We start from the raw sequence: 19,047 nt of genomic DNA on the forward strand, positions 1-19,047 counted from the left end.
GTGACTATGCAGCAGTTAGTAGAGGAATTTAAAGGATCTGATGATATAAAATCATCTTTATTACCTTGGTTAGTATGTTTTGCGGCAACAATGTTTTTCTTTTATGAGTTTATCCAGGGGAATATGTTTGCGTCTATAGCGGCAAATATTATGCAGGATTTTCAAATACAAGCTGATAAAATGGCTTATTTATCGAGTATTTATTATCTATCCAATGTTATATTTCTGTTTATCGCGGGTATGGTGCTTGACCGTTACTCCATTAAAAATACTATTTTAATAGCCATGTTTTTTTGTGTGATCAGCACGTTCATCCTGGCTTTCTCCCATTCTTTTTACATGGCGTTGTTTTGTCGATTTGTCACCGGTATTGGCAGTGCTTTTTGCTTTTTAGGTCCGGTTCGGTTAGCTTCTCACTGGTTTCCCCCCAAACGTATGGCTTTGGTCACAGGAGCTATAGTGACTATGGCAATGACTGGGGGTATGCTTGCTCAATATCCTTTGACTAAACTGGTTGCTTATGTGGGATGGCGTCAAGCAGTTTTAGACATTGGTTTACTTGGATTTGCGATATTGGTTTTGATGATTTTTTGGATAAAAGAAAGACCCGAGGTTGCTGTGAAAAAAGAAGGTCAGCCAATAAAAATTTTATCAGCAGCTAGAAAAGCTTATTTTAACACCCAGTACTTGCGAGCTGCGCTCTTTACCAGCTTGATGAATATGGCGATTGCAGTGTTTGGGGCTATGATGGGTACTTTGTATCTTGAGCAACGTTTGGGCGTCAGTCCTGAACAAGCCTCTGTAGTGAATGGGATGTTATTTTTTGGGGCTATAATAGGCGCTCCTTTAGTAGGTTGGCTCTCCGATAAAGCAGGTTTACGTATCATCCCGATGAAAATAGGTGTTCTTGCATCGATGCTCACTCTATTAGCTGTTCTGTATCTCCCGGTTTCGCTCAACCTAATGACTGTATTATTTTTCCTGCTGGGTCTATTTACTTCAGCCCAGGTGATTAGTTATGCATTAGTTGCTGAAAGTAGTTCACCCATGATGACAGCGACAGCTGTCAGCGTTATCTCCATATTAACTCAAGGCGGTTTCCTGATTTATCAAAATCTGTTTAGTCTGCTTTTAACTAACTATGGTGGAATGCACCTGATCAACGGTGTGCCTGTATATCAGTTGGAAGCTTATCAGCATGCTGCAATTATATTGCCAGTAGGATTATTAATTGCCTTTTTACTACTCTTCGGGTTGAAAGAAACCCGTTGTCGTCAGGTTGAGTATTAAATATGTCGAGAAGAGTTTGTATCTTGTTAATGGATTCTTTAGGTATTGGTGCCAGTCTTGATGCGTTTCGTTATGGTGATGAAGGAGCTAATACCTTTGTTCACATCCAGGAAGCTTGTAACCGAGGCGAATGTGATATTAACGGTGTACGTCAGGGACCATTAACTCTCCCTAATTTAGCGAAATCAGGCCTTTACCATGCTGCGCTTTCAAGCTCTGGTTTGCCATTTGTTAATCTGGCTACCTTACCAGAACCTGTGGGTTATTATGGCTATGCTGTAGAACAAAGCTTAGGTAAGGATACTCCCAGTGGGCATTGGGAATTAGCAGGGGTTCCGGTAACGTTTGAATGGGGTTATTTTCCAGACAAACCTAATTGCTTTCCTCCTGAATTAATTGAAAAATTTATAAAGCAGGCAGGTTTACCCGGTGTATTGGGTGAGAAACATGCCTCTGGAACCACCATTTTAGATGAGTTGGGTGAAGAGCATATTCGCACTGGCAAACCAATAGTTTACACCTCTGCTGATAGCGTATTTCAAATTGCAGCTCATGAGGAGACATTTGGTTTACAGCGCTTGTACAACATTTGTGAGATTGCGCGTCATTTAGTTGATGAGTATCAGATTGGACGAGTCATTGCCCGCCCTTTTACTGGAACATCGGGAATTTTTAAAAGAACTGGAAATCGTAAGGATTATTCAACGCTACCCCCTGATAAAACCTTGCTTGATTACCTTAAAGCTGCAGGTCGTGAAGTTATTGCTATTGGAAAAATTGCAGATATTTATGCCCATCAAGGCGTAACTCAAACAGTTAAGGCTGATGGTAATATGGCCTTGTTTGATGCTACTTTAGCTGCCATGAAGACTGCACCAGAAGGCAGTTTAGTTTTTACTAATTTTGTTGATTTTGACTCTTCTTACGGGCACAGACGTGATGTAGCTGGTTATGCTCATGCCCTTGAGGAGTTTGATGCTCGTCTAACCGAGTTAGATGCACTATTACAACCTGGAGATTTGGTTCTTATTGCTGCTGATCATGGTTGCGATCCAACTTTCCCAGGATCTGATCACACTCGCGAACATATTCCCGTTCTTGCCTATGGACCTGATTTTAAAGGACATTTTATTGGCCGACGTGATGGATTTGCTGATATAGGTCAAAGTCTGGCAGAACATCTGGAGTTGGCTCCCTTACCCCATGGCATATCTTTTTTATAACCAGGTGAATTATTATCAGGCATTTTGACTTGCATCATTACCCTGGCTTTTTAGCCCATAGTTGTCAATTCAAGGGAAAAATCCCGCTGCACCCAGTATAGGCCGAGGATACCTGCGCAGAAATTTTTACCTAATCCCATTGATATTTTATTTATAATCCCCATTTATAGGTTTTCGGTATGATTTGGGGACTAAATTTTGGAACAATTTCGTGGGACAACAATACTATCCGTCAGACGCGGCAATCAAGTCGTTATTGGTGGTGATGGTCAGGTTACCCTGGGTAATACTGTCATGAAGGGTAATGCACGTAAAGTACGACGACTCTATAAAGACAAAGTCATTGCTGGTTTCGCTGGAGGAACAGCGGATGCATTTACACTATTTGAACGTTTCGAAAGCAAATTGGAAATGCACCAAGGTCATCTAGTAAGGGCGGCAGTGGAGCTTGCCAAAGATTGGCGAACGGACCGAATTTTAAGACGGCTTGAAGCAGTGCTTGCTGTTGCTGACAGTAAAGCGTCTTTAATTATTACTGGTAATGGTGATGTGATTGAACCAGAGGAAAGCTTAATTGCTATAGGTTCAGGCGGGCCTTTTGCTCAGGCTGCTGCAAGAGCACTGATGGAAAATACCAAATTATCTGCAAAAGATATAGTCAAAAAATCATTGACTATAGCTGGCGAGATCTGCATTTATACCAATAACAATTTAACCATAGAAGAGTTAAACAATGACAGCAATTAACAGTATGATGATGACGCCTCGTGAGATAGTTCAAGAACTGGACAAACATATTATCGGCCAGGATGATGCGAAACGAGCCGTGGCCATTGCGCTGCGGAATCGCTGGCGGCGTATGAAGATCCAGGACCCTGTTTTACGCAGTGAAATAATGCCTAAAAATATATTGATGATTGGCCCGACTGGAGTGGGTAAAACGGAGATTGCTCGACGCTTGGCTAAATTGGCTCATGCACCCTTTATAAAAGTAGAGGCAACCAAATTTACTGAGGTAGGTTATGTTGGGCGAGATGTCGATTCTATTCTCCGTGATTTAACAGATATCTCTATAAAGCAAGAGCGTGAAACTGCAATGAAGAAGGTTGCCCATTTGGCTGAAGATGCTGCAGAAGAATGTGTTCTCGATGTGCTGCTTCCTCCAGCTCGTGGCGCATTAGTTCCCGCTGAAAAGGATAGTACTGCAAGACAGGTATTTCGTAAGCAATTACGTGAGGGAACTCTTAATGATAATGAGATAGAAATTGATCTGGCTGCTACTCCGGTAGGCATAGAAATTATGGCACCTCCAGGCATGGAAGAAATGACAAGCCAGCTGCAGTCGATGTTTCAACAAGTGGGCACTCACCGCACAAAAACTCGTAAAATGACCGTTGAAAAAGCAATGAAAATATTACGTGAAGAAGAAGCTGCGAAATTGGTTAATGAGGAAGACATTAAAACCAGAGCTATAGAAAGCGTTGAGCAAAATGGAATTGTCTTTATTGATGAGCTGGATAAAGTAGCAAAACGCTCTGAGAACAGCGGTGGTGGGGATGTTTCACGGGAAGGGGTGCAAAGAGATTTACTACCTTTGGTTGAAGGAACTACAGTCTCGACTAAATATGGTATGGTTAAATCAGACCATGTTTTATTCATTGCCTCCGGTGCTTTTCATGTGGCCAAACCATCTGATTTAATTGCCGAATTGCAGGGTCGTTTACCTATTCGTGTCGAGTTAACTGCACTTTCGGTCGAGGATTTTGTGCGTATTCTCACTGAGCCTAGCGCTTCATTGACGTTACAATATACCGCTTTAATGGATACTGAAGGTTTGAAACTGACCTTTGATGAAACAGGTATCAGGCGTATTGCTGAAGTAGCATGGCAAGTCAATGAACGTATGGAAAATATAGGAGCGCGACGTTTATACACTGTTATGGAGCGCTTATTGGAAGTAGTTTCCTTTGAAGCAACTGATAAATCTGGTGAAACAGTTCATGTAGATAAAACTTATGTTGATAAAAATCTTGGTCAGTTGCTGGCTGATGAAGATTTAGCACGTTATATCCTTTGAGATTATTGTGTCGGACCATTTTTAACACACGAGAAGTTAGACCTCTCGTGTGTTTTGTGCTGCTAAATCCGGAATATTCCAGAGTTAGAACCATTATTAGTTATGTTGTGGATTTAAATGACCAAAATCTAGTTTTTATCGCTTTTCTTGAATAATTCCTCCAGGCTAATACTGAGCGATTTTTGTAATTCTTCATCATTTCTTCTAAAAGCAGCTCTCCATTGTTCAGCCAGCGATGATTTTGAATACTGTAGCTCCAGGTCAGTAGGGAGGCGATATGGTAATAGCTGTGTCAAATCATAGAGAGTAACCTGGTTAAGGTCACGGCTCAACATGTAATGTCCTTCTGCAGTAGCATGAATGAGTTCTTGATAAATTAATGCATTGATCATTTCATCTACATCTACCGAAAAAGGTTGGCTACTTGAATCGATAAGCTCATTAAAAGTTAAACCTTTACCAATTTGCTGGACTATCCATAAATGATAAAGCCAGAGTAAGGCATGGGAAAATCCATCAAGAGCTTTGCCCCCACGCCTTTGATGATGTACCGAAAAAGCATAACTGATTTCAGCTCCCAACAGAGTTATAAGCCATACCCAATAAATCCAGATAAAAAATATAGGCACCGATGCAAAAGCACCATAGAGTAACTCATAAGTATCAAAACGAGTTAAAAAATAAGCAAATCCTTTTTTAGCTGTTTCAAATAAAACAGCAGCAAATAACCCGCCCCAAAAAGCATGGCGAAATTTAACTGGACAATTAGGAACAATCATATATAAAAAAGTAAAGCCGACCAAAGAGAAAAGAAAAGGGGTCAAATGAAGCAGAAATGAGGGTGCATGATGATCAATCAAGAGAGGAATAGAAAATAAATAAGAACTGGCAACAAGGCTCAATCCGAGCATCACAGGAGCTAAAGATAAAATAGCCCAATACAATAAAAAAGCAGGTACCCCATGTCGTGAGTTATTAATCCGCCATATTTTATTCATCGCATTTTCAATAGTAAACATGACTAAAAGTGCCGTTATAATCAAAAATACTAAGCCCCAGGTTGAGAGTTTTGTGACTTGTGAAGAAAATTGCTGTAAATAACCCTGAATTATTTTTCCTGTAGAAGGAACAAAATTATCAAAAATAAAATTTTGTACTGGGTCTGCCAAACCATGAAAGACTGGAAATGTAGAAAATATAGCAAACCCAACTGACATCAAGGGAACAACTGCAAGTAAACTGGTAAAGGCTAATGCGGAAGCAATGTAAGCACACTCATCTTGAATAAAATGCTGGATAACAAAACGAAAAAATCGGTCACAAGAATAAAATTGATTAATTATGCGAGCTTTAAATTCCATGAAACACCTTTGATTCTATCTCATACATAACTATAGCGTTCAAGCACCTCTATTGTACACCCTCAACCTCTTTGGTTCTTAAACTAATTCAGTCTCTTTCATGTTCAGAAAATATTGAGAAAAGTATATTCATCATCTTCGATGTCAGGTCATGTTGTTTAATATCCAGATTTTTTGTTATCACCGATAGATTTCACCACGATAAATAATATGTTTATGTAAAACGGTCTTTACAATTCAGCAATTATCAAGCCGATGCTTATTTATTATTATTTTTAATAAAAAATTTTTCTGCTAATAAATATATTCTTTAGTTACAAAAGTCTTAGCTGGAAAAGCCATAAGAAAAAAAAAATTATTGAAATAGTCTAACATAAAATCAAAATGATTTAATTGTTTACTCTTTTGTTACAAATAAAAGTACTTATGATAGCGAGCGTGGGCTATGATTAAATTGGAGAGTTGTTTTGAGGAATGTTGGCATGTCTATCCTGGCTATTATCGGTGTGGTTCGATCTCTAAGTGGATTATTAGAAAAGGTTAATCCCCAAGGAGGAATTCAATTAATTAAATCTGGAGCTCCCATACATCAAGGAGATGTACTCACTTTATTGAGTGGTGAGGCTTATATTCAGTTTATCAATGGATTTCCTGAAGCTTTGTCGTTAAATAAACCGCTAAGTCTGGATAGGATATCTCCATCCTTGAAATTTGCTTCCATTGATATAAACGAAGAGTTGATTAAAGAGGCCATAGCCAAAGGTATTGATCCTTCTTTAATTCTTAATACTCTTGGTGCTGCCACAGCCGGATCAGAAGCTATGGGTTCTGGTGGTAGTACTTTTATACTCGATCCAATGTATAGTTCTGGCCTGGTTACCTCCGGATTTAGCGTTACTCCTGTATCAACCAACTATGCATCAGGATATGATCCGACACCTATGTTTTTTACTGAGGCATCTACATCAGGAATCAGTACTGAAACTGCCTCTCCTTCCCTTACTCCTATTGTTCCTGTTGCTCCGCTCCTTAGCCTTGCAGATGATACAGGATCTTCAGTTTCCGATAGAATCACGAATAATGGTCAAGTCAATGTTAGTTCATTGATTTCAGGAGGCACTTGGGCCTATTCAACAGATGGTGGTTCTAATTGGAACGCAGGCACAGGAGACAGTTTTACCCTTCCAGAGGGAGCTTATGATGCTGTTCAAATAAAACAATTTGATGAAGCAGGTAACGAAAGTGCAGTAACGCGTATGGAGCCAGTGATTGTAGATACCACCCCACCAGCTCCTGTTATCACACTGGATGCGATTACAGCAGATAATGTTATTAATTCAGCAGAAGCTGACGATATGATTGAGATTACCGGGCAGGTTGGCGGCGACGCACAACCGGGTGATGCAATTATTTTGATTGTGAATAAAGTGGAATACACCGGTATTGTTACAGAAGACTATACCCTTAATATCAGTGTGAATGGTTCAGATTTGGCGGCAGACTCAAATGTTAGTGCAAGCATCACCTCTGTAGATGTGGCCGGCAATTCAGGAACAGCAAGAACAGTAGAACCCTACATAATCAATGCTGTCCCAATCGCTGACGATACCACCTCCTCAGGGTTCGAAGATCCTGCTTTGCCTGTAACGGTGTCGTTAACAGGCGCAGACACCGATGGAACTGTTCATTTTTTTACAATCAACAGCTTACCTTCAAACGGTATTCTATACACCGATGTTGGAATGACACAGCCAGTTTTGACAGGAGACACTGTAATCGCAGCGAATAACAGTGCTTCGTTATATTTTCAACCCACGGCTAACTGGAGTGGAGAGACTGCTTTTGATTATACTGGTACCGATAATCATAATGATCAATCTGCTCAAGCTACGGCGACGGTAACTGTTACTGCTGTTGCTGATACACCCAATCTAACCATCAGCGCCACTACACCATCCGATAGTGGCTTTACTAAATACACCTGGAATAATAACCAATTGCAATTCACTCGAAATGGTAATGGTGAAAATCCTGCTACTTTGCAAACCGTTATCGATAACGCTTTCCAAAACGATACTGTACCCCCCGCCAGTACAACGACAGTAACCAATCCTGAATTAACGGGTACTAATGCGGTATCAGTGGGAACCGCATCATTGCAAACAGGCTTTATTTATCTTGTGGCGAATACACCTTATACCTTTAGCGGGTATGGTGATGACAGTATCAGAGTTGTTGTAGGTACCACCGCAGTTGCTAGTGGTACCTGGGGTAATAATCAAGGCCAGTTTAGTGGCACGTTTACACCTGCAACTACAGGTTATTATCAAATTAATATTTACCATAACAATTCAAATGGCCCGGGTAACTATGATGTTAATTTAAATGGTCAAGACTTAAGTACGTCAAATTATGAGATTTATAAAGATGTAAATGACATTACTTCAAGCGGCATTGTGTTATCACCTTCTGAGGATGGTGGATATTATGAAGGGTTTAATTTAAATCATGGTAACGAAGATACGCCTATAGCCTTGAGTAAAATTTCCGCGAGTCTTGCAGATACTGATGGTTCAGAAACATTAAGTGTAACAATTAACAGTATTCCTGTGGGCGCGGTACTCAGTGATGGTACACATACCTTTACATCGACCCCTGGCAATACGGAAGTAAGCGTTACAGGTTGGAACTTAGATGCATTAACTATTACGCCTCCCTTAAATTTTAATGGCAGCTTCATTTTACAAATCACAGCGACTTCCACCGAAGGTTCAAATCAGGATTATGCCTCTAACTCTGCAGATATAACTGTAGAAGTTTATCCAGTTAATGATCCTGCGGTGATCAACGGAACAAGTACTGGGGATGTAGTCGAAGCAGGCGGATTAAATAATGAAGTGGTTGGAACGCCTAAAGCTAGTGGTACGTTGACGAATACAGATGTTGATAATGTCTCCAATCTCTTTACTGCTGTACCAATTGCTACCACGAGCCTTAATGGTCTCGGTACCTATACTGTGACTGCTAATGGGGTATGGACTTATACCTTAGACAATAATAATGCTTTTGTGCAAGCTTTAAACGTTGGTGGATCGCTCACCGACAGCTTTATCGTAACCACTGTTGATGGCACCGCACAGGTAGTAACGGTTACCATTGATGGCACCAACGATGCGGCGGTGATTGCCCCTGCGGTAGTCAGTTTAACGGAAAGCGATGCCGTTTTAAGCACGGGCGGAACTTTGGCGATCAGCGATGTGGACAGTCCTGCGTCATTCATCGCCCAGACCAATGCTGCGGGCAGCAATGGGTACGGTCAGTTCAGCGTGGCTGCGAACGGGGTGTGGAGCTATGTTACCGACAGCGCCCATAATGAATTTGCCCAAGGCACCACCTACAGCGACAGCTTAACGGTGACCTCGGCAGACGGTACGACCTCTACCATTACCGTGAACATATTAGGCACCAACGATGCGGCGGTGATTGCCCCTGCGGTAGTCAGTTTAACGGAAAGCGATGCCGTTTTAAGCACGGGCGGAACTTTGGCGATCAGCGATGTGGACAGTCCTGCGTCATTCATCGCCCAGACCAATGCTGCGGGCAGCAATGGGTACGGTCAGTTCAGCGTGGCTGCGAACGGGGTGTGGAGCTATGTTACCGACAGCGCCCATAATGAATTTGCCCAAGGCACCACCTACAGCGACAGCTTAACGGTGACCTCGGCAGACGGTACGACCTCTACCATTACCGTGAACATATTAGGCACCAACGATGCGGCGGTGATTGCCCCTGCGGTAGTCAGTTTAACGGAAAGCGATGCCGTTTTAAGCACGGGCGGAACTTTGGCGATCAGCGATGTGGACAGTCCTGCGTCATTCATCGCCCAGACCAATGCTGCGGGCAGCAATGGGTACGGTCAGTTCAGCGTGGCTGCGAACGGGGTGTGGAGCTATGTTACCGACAGCGCCCATAATGAATTTGCCCAAGGCACCACCTACAGCGACAGCTTAACGGTGACCTCGGCAGACGGTACGACCTCTACCATTACCGTGAACATATTAGGCACCAACGATGCGGCGGTGATTGCCCCTGCGGTAGTCAGTTTAACGGAAAGCGATGCCGTTTTAAGCACGGGCGGAACTTTGGCGATCAGCGATGTGGACAGTCCTGCGTCATTCATCGCCCAGACCAATGCTGCGGGCAGCAATGGGTACGGTCAGTTCAGCGTGGCTGCGAACGGGGTGTGGAGCTATGTTACCGACAGCGCCCATAATGAATTTGCCCAAGGCACCACCTACAGCGACAGCTTAACGGTGACCTCGGCAGACGGTACGACCTCTACCATTACCGTGAACATATTAGGCACCAACGATGCGGCGGTGATTGCCCCTGCGGTAGTCAGTTTAACGGAAAGCGATGCCGTTTTAAGCACGGGCGGAACTTTGGCGATCAGCGATGTGGACAGTCCTGCGTCATTCATCGCCCAGACCAATGCTGCGGGCAGCAATGGGTACGGTCAGTTCAGCGTGGCTGCGAACGGGGTGTGGAGCTATGTTACCGACAGCGCCCATAATGAATTTGCCCAAGGCACCACCTACAGCGACAGCTTAACGGTGACCTCGGCAGACGGTACGACCTCTACCATTACCGTGAACATATTAGGCACCAACGATGCGGCGGTGATTGCCCCTGCGGTAGTCAGTTTAACGGAAAGCGATGCCGTTTTAAGCACGGGCGGAACTTTGGCGATCAGCGATGTGGACAGTCCTGCGTCATTCATCGCCCAGACCAATGCTGCGGGCAGCAATGGGTACGGTCAGTTCAGCGTGGCTGCGAACGGGGTGTGGAGCTATGTTACCGACAGCGCCCATAATGAATTTGCCCAAGGCACCACCTACAGCGACAGCTTAACGGTGACCTCGGCAGACGGTACGACCTCTACCATTACCGTGAACATATTAGGCACCAACGATGCGGCGGTGATTGCCCCTGCGGTAGTCAGTTTAACGGAAAGCGATGCCGTTTTAAGCACGGGCGGAACTTTGGCGATCAGCGATGTGGACAGTCCTGCGTCATTCATCGCCCAGACCAATGCTGCGGGCAGCAATGGGTACGGTCAGTTCAGCGTGGCTGCGAACGGGGTGTGGAGCTATGTTACCGACAGCGCCCATAATGAATTTGCCCAAGGCACCACCTACAGCGACAGCTTAACGGTGACCTCGGCAGACGGTACGACCTCTACCATTACCGTGAACATATTAGGCACCAACGATGCGGCGGTGATTGCCCCTGCGGTTTCTTCCGGCTTTGAAGATCCTACTTCTCCAATAACAGTAACTTTAACAGGCTCTGATATTGATGGAATAATAAACTCATTTACAATCAATAGCCTGCCATTAAATGGTACTTTATATACCGATGTTGGAATGACACAGCCAGTTTTGACAGGAGACACTGTAATCGCAGCGAATAACAGTGCTTCGTTATATTTTCAACCCACGGCTAACTGGAGTGGAGAGACTGCTTTTGATTATACTGGTACCGATAATCATAATGATCAATCTGCTCAAGCTACGGCGACGGTAACTGTTACTGCTGTTGCTGATACACCCAATCTAACCATCAGCGCCACTACACCATCCGATAGTGGCTTTACTAAATACACCTGGAATAATAACCAATTGCAACTCACTCAAAATGGTAATGGCGAAAATCCTGCTACTTTGCAGACAGTTATTGATAGCGCTTTTCAAAACAATACTGTTCCACCTGCCAGTACAACGACAGTAACCAATCCTGAATTAACGGGTACTAATGCGGTATCAGTGGGAACCGCATCATTGCAGACAGGCTTTATTTATCTTGTGGCGAATACGCCTTATACCTTTAGCGGGTATGGTGATGACAGTATCAGAGTTGTTGTAGGTACCACCGCAGTTGCTAGTGGTACCTGGGGTAATAATCAAGGCCAGTTTAGTGGCACGTTTACACCTGCAACTACAGGTTATTATCAAATTAGTATTTACCATAACAATTCAAATGGCCCGGGTAACTATGATGTTAATTTAAATGGTCAAGACTTAAGTACGTCAAATTATGAGATTTATAAAGATGTAAGTGACATTACTTCAAGCGGCATTGTGTTATCACCTTCTGAGGATGGTGGATATTATGAAGGGTTTAATTTAAATCATGGTAACGAAGATACGCCTATAGCCTTGAGTAAAATTTCCGCGAGTCTTGCAGATACTGATGGTTCAGAAACATTAAGTGTAACAATTAACAGTATTCCTGTGGGCGCGGTACTCAGTGATGGTACACATACCTTTACATCGACCCCTGGCAATACGGAAGTAAGCGTTACAGGTTGGAACTTAGATGCATTAACTATTACGCCTCCCTTAAATTTTAATGGCAGCTTCACTTTACAAATCACAGCGACTTCCACTGAAGGTTCAAATCAGGATTACGCCTCTAACTCTGCAGATATAACTGTAGAAGTTTATCCAGTTAACGATCCGGCGGTGATTACCCCTGCAGCAGTCAGTTTAATAGAAAGTGATGCCATTTTAAGCACAGGTGGTATTTTAGCTATTAGCGATGTGGACAGTTCTGCTACTTTTGTGGCTCAAAATAATGTAGCGGGTAGTAATGGTTACGGCCATTTTACCCTGGATTCCAACGGGGCTTGGACTTATGTCACCGACAGTGCGCACAATGAATTTGTGGCTGGTACTACTTATACTGATACATTGAATGTGACTTCAGCTGACGGTACTACGTCAACGATCACGGTCAATATTTTAGGTACCAATGATGTCCCTGTAGCAATGAATGATACCTTACCGACAATTAATCAATCTAGTATGCTTACTGTAAATGGATTAGCGTCCAGTTTTTACAATTATACTCCTAATGCCAGTGGCCCCGCATTGAATAGCCTGTATCAAGTAAAAAATTACATTAACAGCGGAGCAGAGGCTGATGCTAATTTTGTCGCCACAACTGTGAAGTATGGGAATAGTACCTACTCCAATAATCTCGGCAGTTATATAAATCCTGCCAGTGATAATCTAAAAACATGGTTAGGTACTGATGCCACCTCCTTGGTTAGAAATGATGGTTCTGTACAGTCAACATCTCAAGCAATTGTTCACATGCAAGGGTTAATTCAACTTGAAGCAGGGACCTATAATTTTAGAGTAACCGGTGATGATGGTTATAATATTATAATAGATGGAGTGATAGTAGCTGCGTTTACTTTGAATCAATCACCAGCTACTGCTGTTTATCCATCATTTACTATCGCAACCTCTGGATTGCATCAAATAGAAATTGAATATTGGGATCAGGGTGGCCAATACGTACTTCAGGCTGAACTACAAAAAGGAAGTTCCGGATATCATTATCTGGGTGAGTCTGATGCAAACGGGAATGGTGCTGTGGTGCGTACTGATGCAGTTTTAATTAATGCTTCTGCATTACTTGCCAATGATACGGATGTAGATAACCCTCAAGCCTCATTAACTGTTGCAAACGTTAGTAACTCCAATGTGGGAACAGTTAGCCTTGATAGTAATGGTCATGTGGTTTTAAGTAATCTCCCAAATGGGTATACAGGAAATGTGACCTTTAATTATCAAACAAAAGATCCCGGTGGTGCTTTATCTAATGTAGCTACAGTAACCGTTTATGTGGATCTCATGGCACCTAATCCTATTCTCAATATTGCTCGCAAAGCTATCGGCATTGAGCAGGCTAACACTTCTGTCACTGTTGATTTATTAATTACAGCTTCTATTGCTCATGCAAATCCAGGGGAAGCATTAGCAATTGCTATTTCTGGAGTTCCTGCGGGGGCTATATTGAATCATGGTACTTATGATTCTGTGGCTAATGTATGGAATTTAACCGAAGATCAGTTATCCGGTTTACAACTGACAACCACAACTCCGACCACTGCTAATACGAACAGTAGTTTTAATCTGGGAGTCACTGTTACTGCAAGTGATGCAGCAGGAAACCAAGACGTTATCAGGGATACAATCAATGTAGAAATTGATAGTACCCGCTCTGGAAGATCTACTTCTGGAACTTCAGGTAATGATTATGTTGAAGGTTCGAATCCAAATGCTACCATTAATACTAATGCTGGCAGTGGTAATGATCTTATATTAGGAGGAAGAAAGGTTGATAAACCAGTTGGTGGAGATGGAGATGATATCATCCATGGTGGAGATGGAAATGATGAATTGAGTGGAGGGGCTGGTCATAATATTCTGTATGGTGATGAGGGCAACGATACTTTAACAGTGGGGAATGATGGTGGAAATCTGCTCTATGGCGGGAGTGGAAAGGATACTCTAATTGGTGGTAGGGGAAGCGATTTCCTTATTGGGGGGGAAGGGGATGATAAGATGACTGGCGGCGGCGGGCTTGATACGTTCGTTTGGATGCAGGGAGATAATACCGGTAGCGCTGCAAATGGAAAAGTTATAGATACTATTACTGACTTTAAGCCGAATCCTGTTGGTAGCTCAACTGATGCCAGTATATTAAATTTATCTGATTTGTTATCTGATGAGCATTTAGATGCCAATAGTTTGGATAATTATCTGAGTATCAGTGTTACAGGAGGTGATACAACAATTAAAGTAGATCCTACAGGCAGTGGCAGTTTTGCTTCTCCAAGTCAGACTATAATTTTAAGTGGTGTTGATTTAACTGCAGTATTTTCAACAACCAGCTCTCATGATATTGTTGATCATTTAATTGCCAATGGTAATTTAATAACGAGTAGTTAATGATTTTATAGTTGAGACATCCTGATATATTCAACATCCGCTAAAAATTTTCTATGTTGTTGTATCGACAAAGGATACGATTGTTGGGCTTTTATTTCTCTACCTCTATTGAATTTAATTATCTATTGTATGTTCTTGATCGACAGAAAAATCTACTCGCACCACTTTTCACCCTGCTATATACTCTTCCATATTTACAATAAACATGGAGCTTACTCAATGTCCGATCCTTATATTTTAGTCTTATATTACTCCCGAACAGGCTCAACCGCCCAGTTAGCTCACTATATTGCTCGAGGTATTGAGGGTGTTGGGATTGAAGCTCGACTGCGAACAGTTGCACCTGTATCCACTACTTGTGAAGCAGTGGATAAAACTGTTCCAGATAATGGAGCACCGTATGCCACGTTAAATGACTTACGTCATTGCCATGGGCTTGCTTTAGGGAGTCCCACACGTTTCGGAAATATGGCTGCTCCATTGAAGTATTTTTTGGATGGTACTTCTTCTTTATGGTTAGCTGGCGATTTGGTGGACAAACCTGCTTGCGTTTTTTCTTCTTCAGCAAGCATGCATGGTGGTCAGGAAACCACTTTAATTAGTATGATGCTGCCTTTAATGCATCAGGGCATGATTATATTGGGTCTTCCGTACACTGAGCCCGCATTAAACAATACTGTCACAGGTGGAACGCCTTACGGAGTTACCCATGTTTCAGGTGTGGCAAATGATCATCCAATAAGTCAGGATGAAATCACTTTGGCTAAATACTTAGGATCGCGCTTAGGGCGTGTTGCATTGACTTTAGAAAAAAATAAGCCCCTGTAGCCATATTGGGGCAGTCGGTAATAGCTCATGGGAGTTAAATTATGATCCCATATTATGCTGTTTCAAATAGACTACGTTTTAATAAAAATTGAGAACTCTTGTTGAGGTTAAGCAGATAATGAAAGTTATTAGTTTCAATGCCAATGGCATACGGGCTTCAGCCCGGAATGGGTTTTATGAGTGGCTTGCAGGACAGGCTGCTGATTTTGTCTGTATTCAGGAAACCAAGGCTCAGGTACATCAGTTAGTTCCCGAAGAGGTTTACTATCCACGTGATTATTTTTGTGATTATTATGATGCGCAAAAGAAGGGCTATAGTGGAGTAGCAATTTATGCTCGTCAAAAACCCTTGCGTGTTGTGAGGGGCATGGGTTTTGATTATTGTGATAATGAAGGACGCTATATTCAATTTGATTATCCCAAATTAAGTATTATTTCGCTTTATCTGCCTTCAGGTACTAGTGGAGAAGATCGTCAGTTGGTGAAGTATGATTTTCTGGATCAATTTGCCAAGCATTTAATTAAATTAAAAAATGAAGGGCGAGAGCTGATTATCTGTGGTGATTATAATATTGCTCATAAGAAAGCAGATCTAAAAAATTGGCGAGGGAATCAGAAAAATTCAGGATTCTTACCAGAAGAGCGTGCCTGGATGGATGAGTTGTTTGGAACTATGGGCTTTGTTGATGCTTTTAGAGTTCATAATCAGGACGAAGATCAGTATACCTGGTGGTCTTACCGGAGCAAGGCGTGGGAAAAGAATGTAGGATGGAGAATCGATTACCAGGTGGTTACTCCAGGCCTCACTGAGCATGTAGTTAATAGCCAAATTTTTCGCGAAGCACGTTTGTCTGATCATGCCCCTTTAATGATTGAATATAATGGAGATTGGTGTGTTTAAACTCGCTAGCTGGAATGTTAATTCACTAAAAGTTCGTCTTGATCAGGTTTTGGGGTGGTTAGAGTCTTCTCAAGTAGATGTGCTTGCATTACAGGAAACCAAATTACTCGATGAGAATTTTCCTGCTGCGGCTTTTATAGACAGAGGTTATCACGTGGTTTTCGCAGGGCAGAAAACATATAATGGAGTAGCCATAATCAGCCGACATCCATTGACCGAGGTCATCACGGATATTCCTGGTCTGGAGGATCCCCAGCGACGTATCTTAGCAGCAACAGTGGCAGGGATACGAGTGATTGATTTATATGTGCCTAATGGAGCAGAATTTACTTCAGATAAATATCAATATAAATTAAATTGGCTGGAAAAGGTAACCTCCTTTATTGAACAACAATTAATTTTATATCCTAAATTGGCAGTAGTAGGCGATTTCAATATTGCTCCGGAGGATAGAGATGTTCATGATCCAGCTGTATGGGTAGGGTGTGTTCTGGTAAGTCCTGCCGAAAGAAAAGCGTTTGTTGATTTATTGGGTTTGGGATTACACGATAGTTTTAGAAATTTTGAACAAGAAAAAGAAATGTTCAGCTGGTGGGATTATCGAGCTGCGGGATTTAGGCGAAATAGAGGATTGCGCATTGATCATGTGCTTCTGAGCGATCAGCTTAATATTTCATGTCAGCAATCCATGATTGATAAAGAGCCTCGTAGAGTAGAAAGACCTTCAGATCATGCGCCGGTATGGGTTGAACTGGAACTATAGCGCAGGAAGATTAAATAGGCAGAATAGTCGGATTGAATTTTCTGTAAATTGCGTTAATATTAAAGAGTGAAATTGATCCACTCTGACAGAAAAAATTGATTTGCAGAAATTTTTCTGCTATTGTTTTGTGTCATTTGTTTAGAGTATGGTGCTTGGCAATTAGTTCAGGTGGCGATACTCATTTAGAAGAGAGTAGTATTATGAAAGCATCTGTTCACCCCGATTATAAAGCGGTTAAAGTCACTTGCAGCTGTGGCGAAGTGTTTGAAACTCGTTCAACTTTGTGTAAAGATTTGAGCATTGAAGTATGTTCACAATGTCACCCGTTTTATACTGGTAAGCAAAAATTAGTTGACACTGGAGGACGTGTTCAGAAATTCCGTGATCGCTATAACATGCGTTCTGCTCAAGCTACAGCAAAAGAATAATTGAACCAGGATTTAGATTTATTTATAAAATAAGGCACACTAAAATTGTGCCTTTTTTTGTGATTAATCATTTAAAATCATAGTGTTAATTTATGTTTTTTTACCAGTGGTCTAAAAAGAGAGAGTAAGCACTTTGGATAATGATGTATTTAAACAGCGTGCGTTGGATTATCATGAGTTTCCTGTACCAGGAAAACTTTGTGTTAATGTTACAAAACCAACGAATTCCCAGGATGATTTATCTTTAGCCTATACTCCCGGTGTGGCTGCACCCGTTTTGGCTATAGCAGAAACTCCGGAAGATGCCTACCGTTATACCAATAAAGGTAATTTGGTTGCGGTGATGACTAATGGTACTGCAGTTCTTGGTTTAGGCGATGTTGGCCCCCTAGCCAGCAAGCCGGTTATGGAGGGTAAGGCCGTATTATTCAAACGCTTTGCTGATCTGGATGTTTTTGACATAGAAGTCGATGCTGAAAATCCTCAGGCATTTATTGCTACTGCAAAGCGAATTTCTCCTACTTTTGGTGGTATTAATTTAGAAGACATCAAAGCTCCTGAGTGTTTTGAAATAGAACAGGCTTTGATTGAACAGTTAAATATCCCGGTATTTCATGATGATCAACATGGCACTGCTATCGTAGTTGCTGCCGGCTTGTTGAATGCTCTTGAATTACAGAAAAAAAAATTATCTGAAGTAAGAATCGTCTGTATAGGCGCTGGAGCCGCAGGTATTGCTTCCATGCGACTACTCGTTGCTTTGGGTGCTGACAAAAAAAATATGCTGCTTCTTGATACCAAGGGTGTTATTCATTCTGGCCGAGTTGATTTAAATGCTTATAAATTTGCTTTTGCTCGCACCACTGAACGTCGGACTTTACGTGATGCATTAGTTGATGCTGATGTGTTTATTGGTGTTGCCAAACCCGATTTATTAGATGCGGACTTATTGAAGTTAATGGCTCCTCATCCTGTTATTTTTGCTTTATCCAATCCTGATCCTGAAATCAGACCTGAGCTAGCTCATAAAGTACGTTCTGATATAGTGATCGCTACAGGGCGCAGCGACTATCCCAATCAAGTGAATAACGTATTATGTTTTCCTTATATTTTTCGTGGAGCCTTAGATGTACGTGCTACATGTATTAATCAATCAATGCAAATTGCAGCCGTTGAAGCAATTCGTCAATTAGCGCATGAAACTGTGCCTCAGGTAGTGAAGGATAATTATCCTGGAGTTACCAATTGGGATTTTGGTCCTGACTATATTATTCCAAAGCCAATAGATCCTCGCTTAAAAGAGAGGGTTCCAGCTGCTGTAGCTCAAGCTGCCAAAGCAAGTGGTGTGAGTCAAGTTGATAATTTAAAATAA

The 19,047-nt window shown here is 42.0% G+C and carries 11 protein-coding genes; 10 read left to right on the forward strand and 1 reads right to left on the reverse strand.

Annotated features, from left to right (window positions below; translation table 11 throughout):
• The first annotated feature begins 6 nt into the window (after positions 1 to 6).
• From HRS36_RS04325 to hslU, 4 genes are all read left to right on the forward strand, one after another.
• A complete protein-coding gene (locus HRS36_RS04325; RefSeq protein ID WP_173236374.1) occupies positions 7 to 1,290 on the forward strand; it encodes an MFS transporter in 1,284 nt (427 codons plus the stop codon).
• A gap of 2 nt (positions 1,291 to 1,292) precedes the next feature.
• The gene (locus HRS36_RS04330) at positions 1,293 to 2,513 is read left to right on the forward strand and encodes a phosphopentomutase (RefSeq protein WP_173236375.1); all 1,221 of its coding nucleotides are present in this window, start codon (positions 1,293 to 1,295) and stop codon (positions 2,511 to 2,513) included.
• A gap of 198 nt (positions 2,514 to 2,711) precedes the next feature.
• Positions 2,712 to 3,260, forward strand: a complete 549-nt coding sequence (gene hslV, locus HRS36_RS04335; RefSeq protein ID WP_173236376.1) for an ATP-dependent protease subunit HslV — start codon at positions 2,712 to 2,714, stop codon at positions 3,258 to 3,260.
• Between the two features lie 4 nt (positions 3,261 to 3,264).
• Entirely contained in the window at positions 3,265 to 4,590 is a 1,326-nt protein-coding gene (gene hslU, locus HRS36_RS04340; RefSeq protein ID WP_173238451.1) for an ATP-dependent protease ATPase subunit HslU, read from the forward strand.
• Between the two features lie 128 nt (positions 4,591 to 4,718).
• Here hslU and HRS36_RS04345 read toward each other — a convergent pair whose 3' ends face one another.
• On the reverse strand, positions 4,719 to 5,951 hold the full coding sequence (locus HRS36_RS04345) for a YihY family inner membrane protein (RefSeq protein ID WP_173236377.1): 1,233 nt from the start codon (positions 5,949 to 5,951) through the stop codon (positions 4,719 to 4,721).
• A gap of 482 nt (positions 5,952 to 6,433) precedes the next feature.
• Between HRS36_RS04345 and HRS36_RS04350 the strand changes: the two genes are divergently transcribed.
• The 6 genes from HRS36_RS04350 to HRS36_RS04375 all read left to right on the forward strand — a co-directional run bounded on the left by HRS36_RS04350 (position 6,434) and on the right by HRS36_RS04375 (position 19,047).
• On the forward strand, positions 6,434 to 14,755 hold the full coding sequence (locus tag HRS36_RS04350; RefSeq protein ID WP_173236378.1) for a VCBS domain-containing protein: 8,322 nt from the start codon (positions 6,434 to 6,436) through the stop codon (positions 14,753 to 14,755).
• A 219-nt stretch (positions 14,756 to 14,974) separates the two neighbouring features.
• A complete protein-coding gene (wrbA, locus tag HRS36_RS04355) occupies positions 14,975 to 15,583 on the forward strand; it encodes an NAD(P)H:quinone oxidoreductase (protein WP_173236379.1) in 609 nt (202 codons plus the stop codon).
• A gap of 118 nt (positions 15,584 to 15,701) precedes the next feature.
• Positions 15,702 to 16,484 carry an exodeoxyribonuclease III gene (locus HRS36_RS04360; RefSeq protein WP_173236380.1) on the forward strand — a complete coding sequence of 261 codons (783 nt, stop codon included), beginning with the start codon at positions 15,702 to 15,704 and terminating at the stop codon, positions 16,482 to 16,484.
• Positions 16,477 to 17,247 carry an exodeoxyribonuclease III gene (xth, locus tag HRS36_RS04365; RefSeq protein ID WP_173236381.1) on the forward strand — a complete coding sequence of 257 codons (771 nt, stop codon included), beginning with the start codon at positions 16,477 to 16,479 and terminating at the stop codon, positions 17,245 to 17,247. Before HRS36_RS04360 ends, xth begins: the two co-directional genes overlap by 8 nt.
• Positions 17,248 to 17,447: 200 nt before the next feature.
• Positions 17,448 to 17,675, forward strand: coding sequence for a 50S ribosomal protein L31 (gene rpmE, locus HRS36_RS04370; RefSeq protein ID WP_173238452.1), 228 nt, complete (start codon positions 17,448 to 17,450; stop codon positions 17,673 to 17,675).
• 133 nt (positions 17,676 to 17,808) lie between these two features.
• The gene (locus tag HRS36_RS04375; protein ID WP_173236382.1) at positions 17,809 to 19,047 is read left to right on the forward strand and encodes a malic enzyme-like NAD(P)-binding protein; all 1,239 of its coding nucleotides are present in this window, start codon (positions 17,809 to 17,811) and stop codon (positions 19,045 to 19,047) included.

It is taken from the genome of Legionella antarctica, assembly GCF_011764505.1.
In the GTDB taxonomy this organism is placed as follows: Bacteria; Pseudomonadota; Gammaproteobacteria; order Legionellales; family Legionellaceae; genus Legionella; species Legionella antarctica.

Coding starts and splice junctions, on each gene's coding strand:
- HRS36_RS04325 (WP_173236374.1), top strand. CDS start 7: ATGCAGCAGTTAGTAGAGGAATTTAAAGGATCTGATGATATAAAATCA.
- HRS36_RS04330 (WP_173236375.1), top strand. CDS start 1,293: ATGTCGAGAAGAGTTTGTATCTTGTTAATGGATTCTTTAGGTATTGGT.
- hslU (WP_173238451.1), top strand. CDS start 3,265: ATGATGATGACGCCTCGTGAGATAGTTCAAGAACTGGACAAACATATT.
- HRS36_RS04345 (WP_173236377.1), bottom strand. CDS start 5,951: ATGGAATTTAAAGCTCGCATAATTAATCAATTTTATTCTTGTGACCGA.
- HRS36_RS04350 (WP_173236378.1), top strand. CDS start 6,434: ATGTCTATCCTGGCTATTATCGGTGTGGTTCGATCTCTAAGTGGATTA.
- wrbA (WP_173236379.1), top strand. CDS start 14,975: ATGTCCGATCCTTATATTTTAGTCTTATATTACTCCCGAACAGGCTCA.
- HRS36_RS04360 (WP_173236380.1), top strand. CDS start 15,702: ATGAAAGTTATTAGTTTCAATGCCAATGGCATACGGGCTTCAGCCCGG.
- rpmE (WP_173238452.1), top strand. CDS start 17,448: ATGAAAGCATCTGTTCACCCCGATTATAAAGCGGTTAAAGTCACTTGC.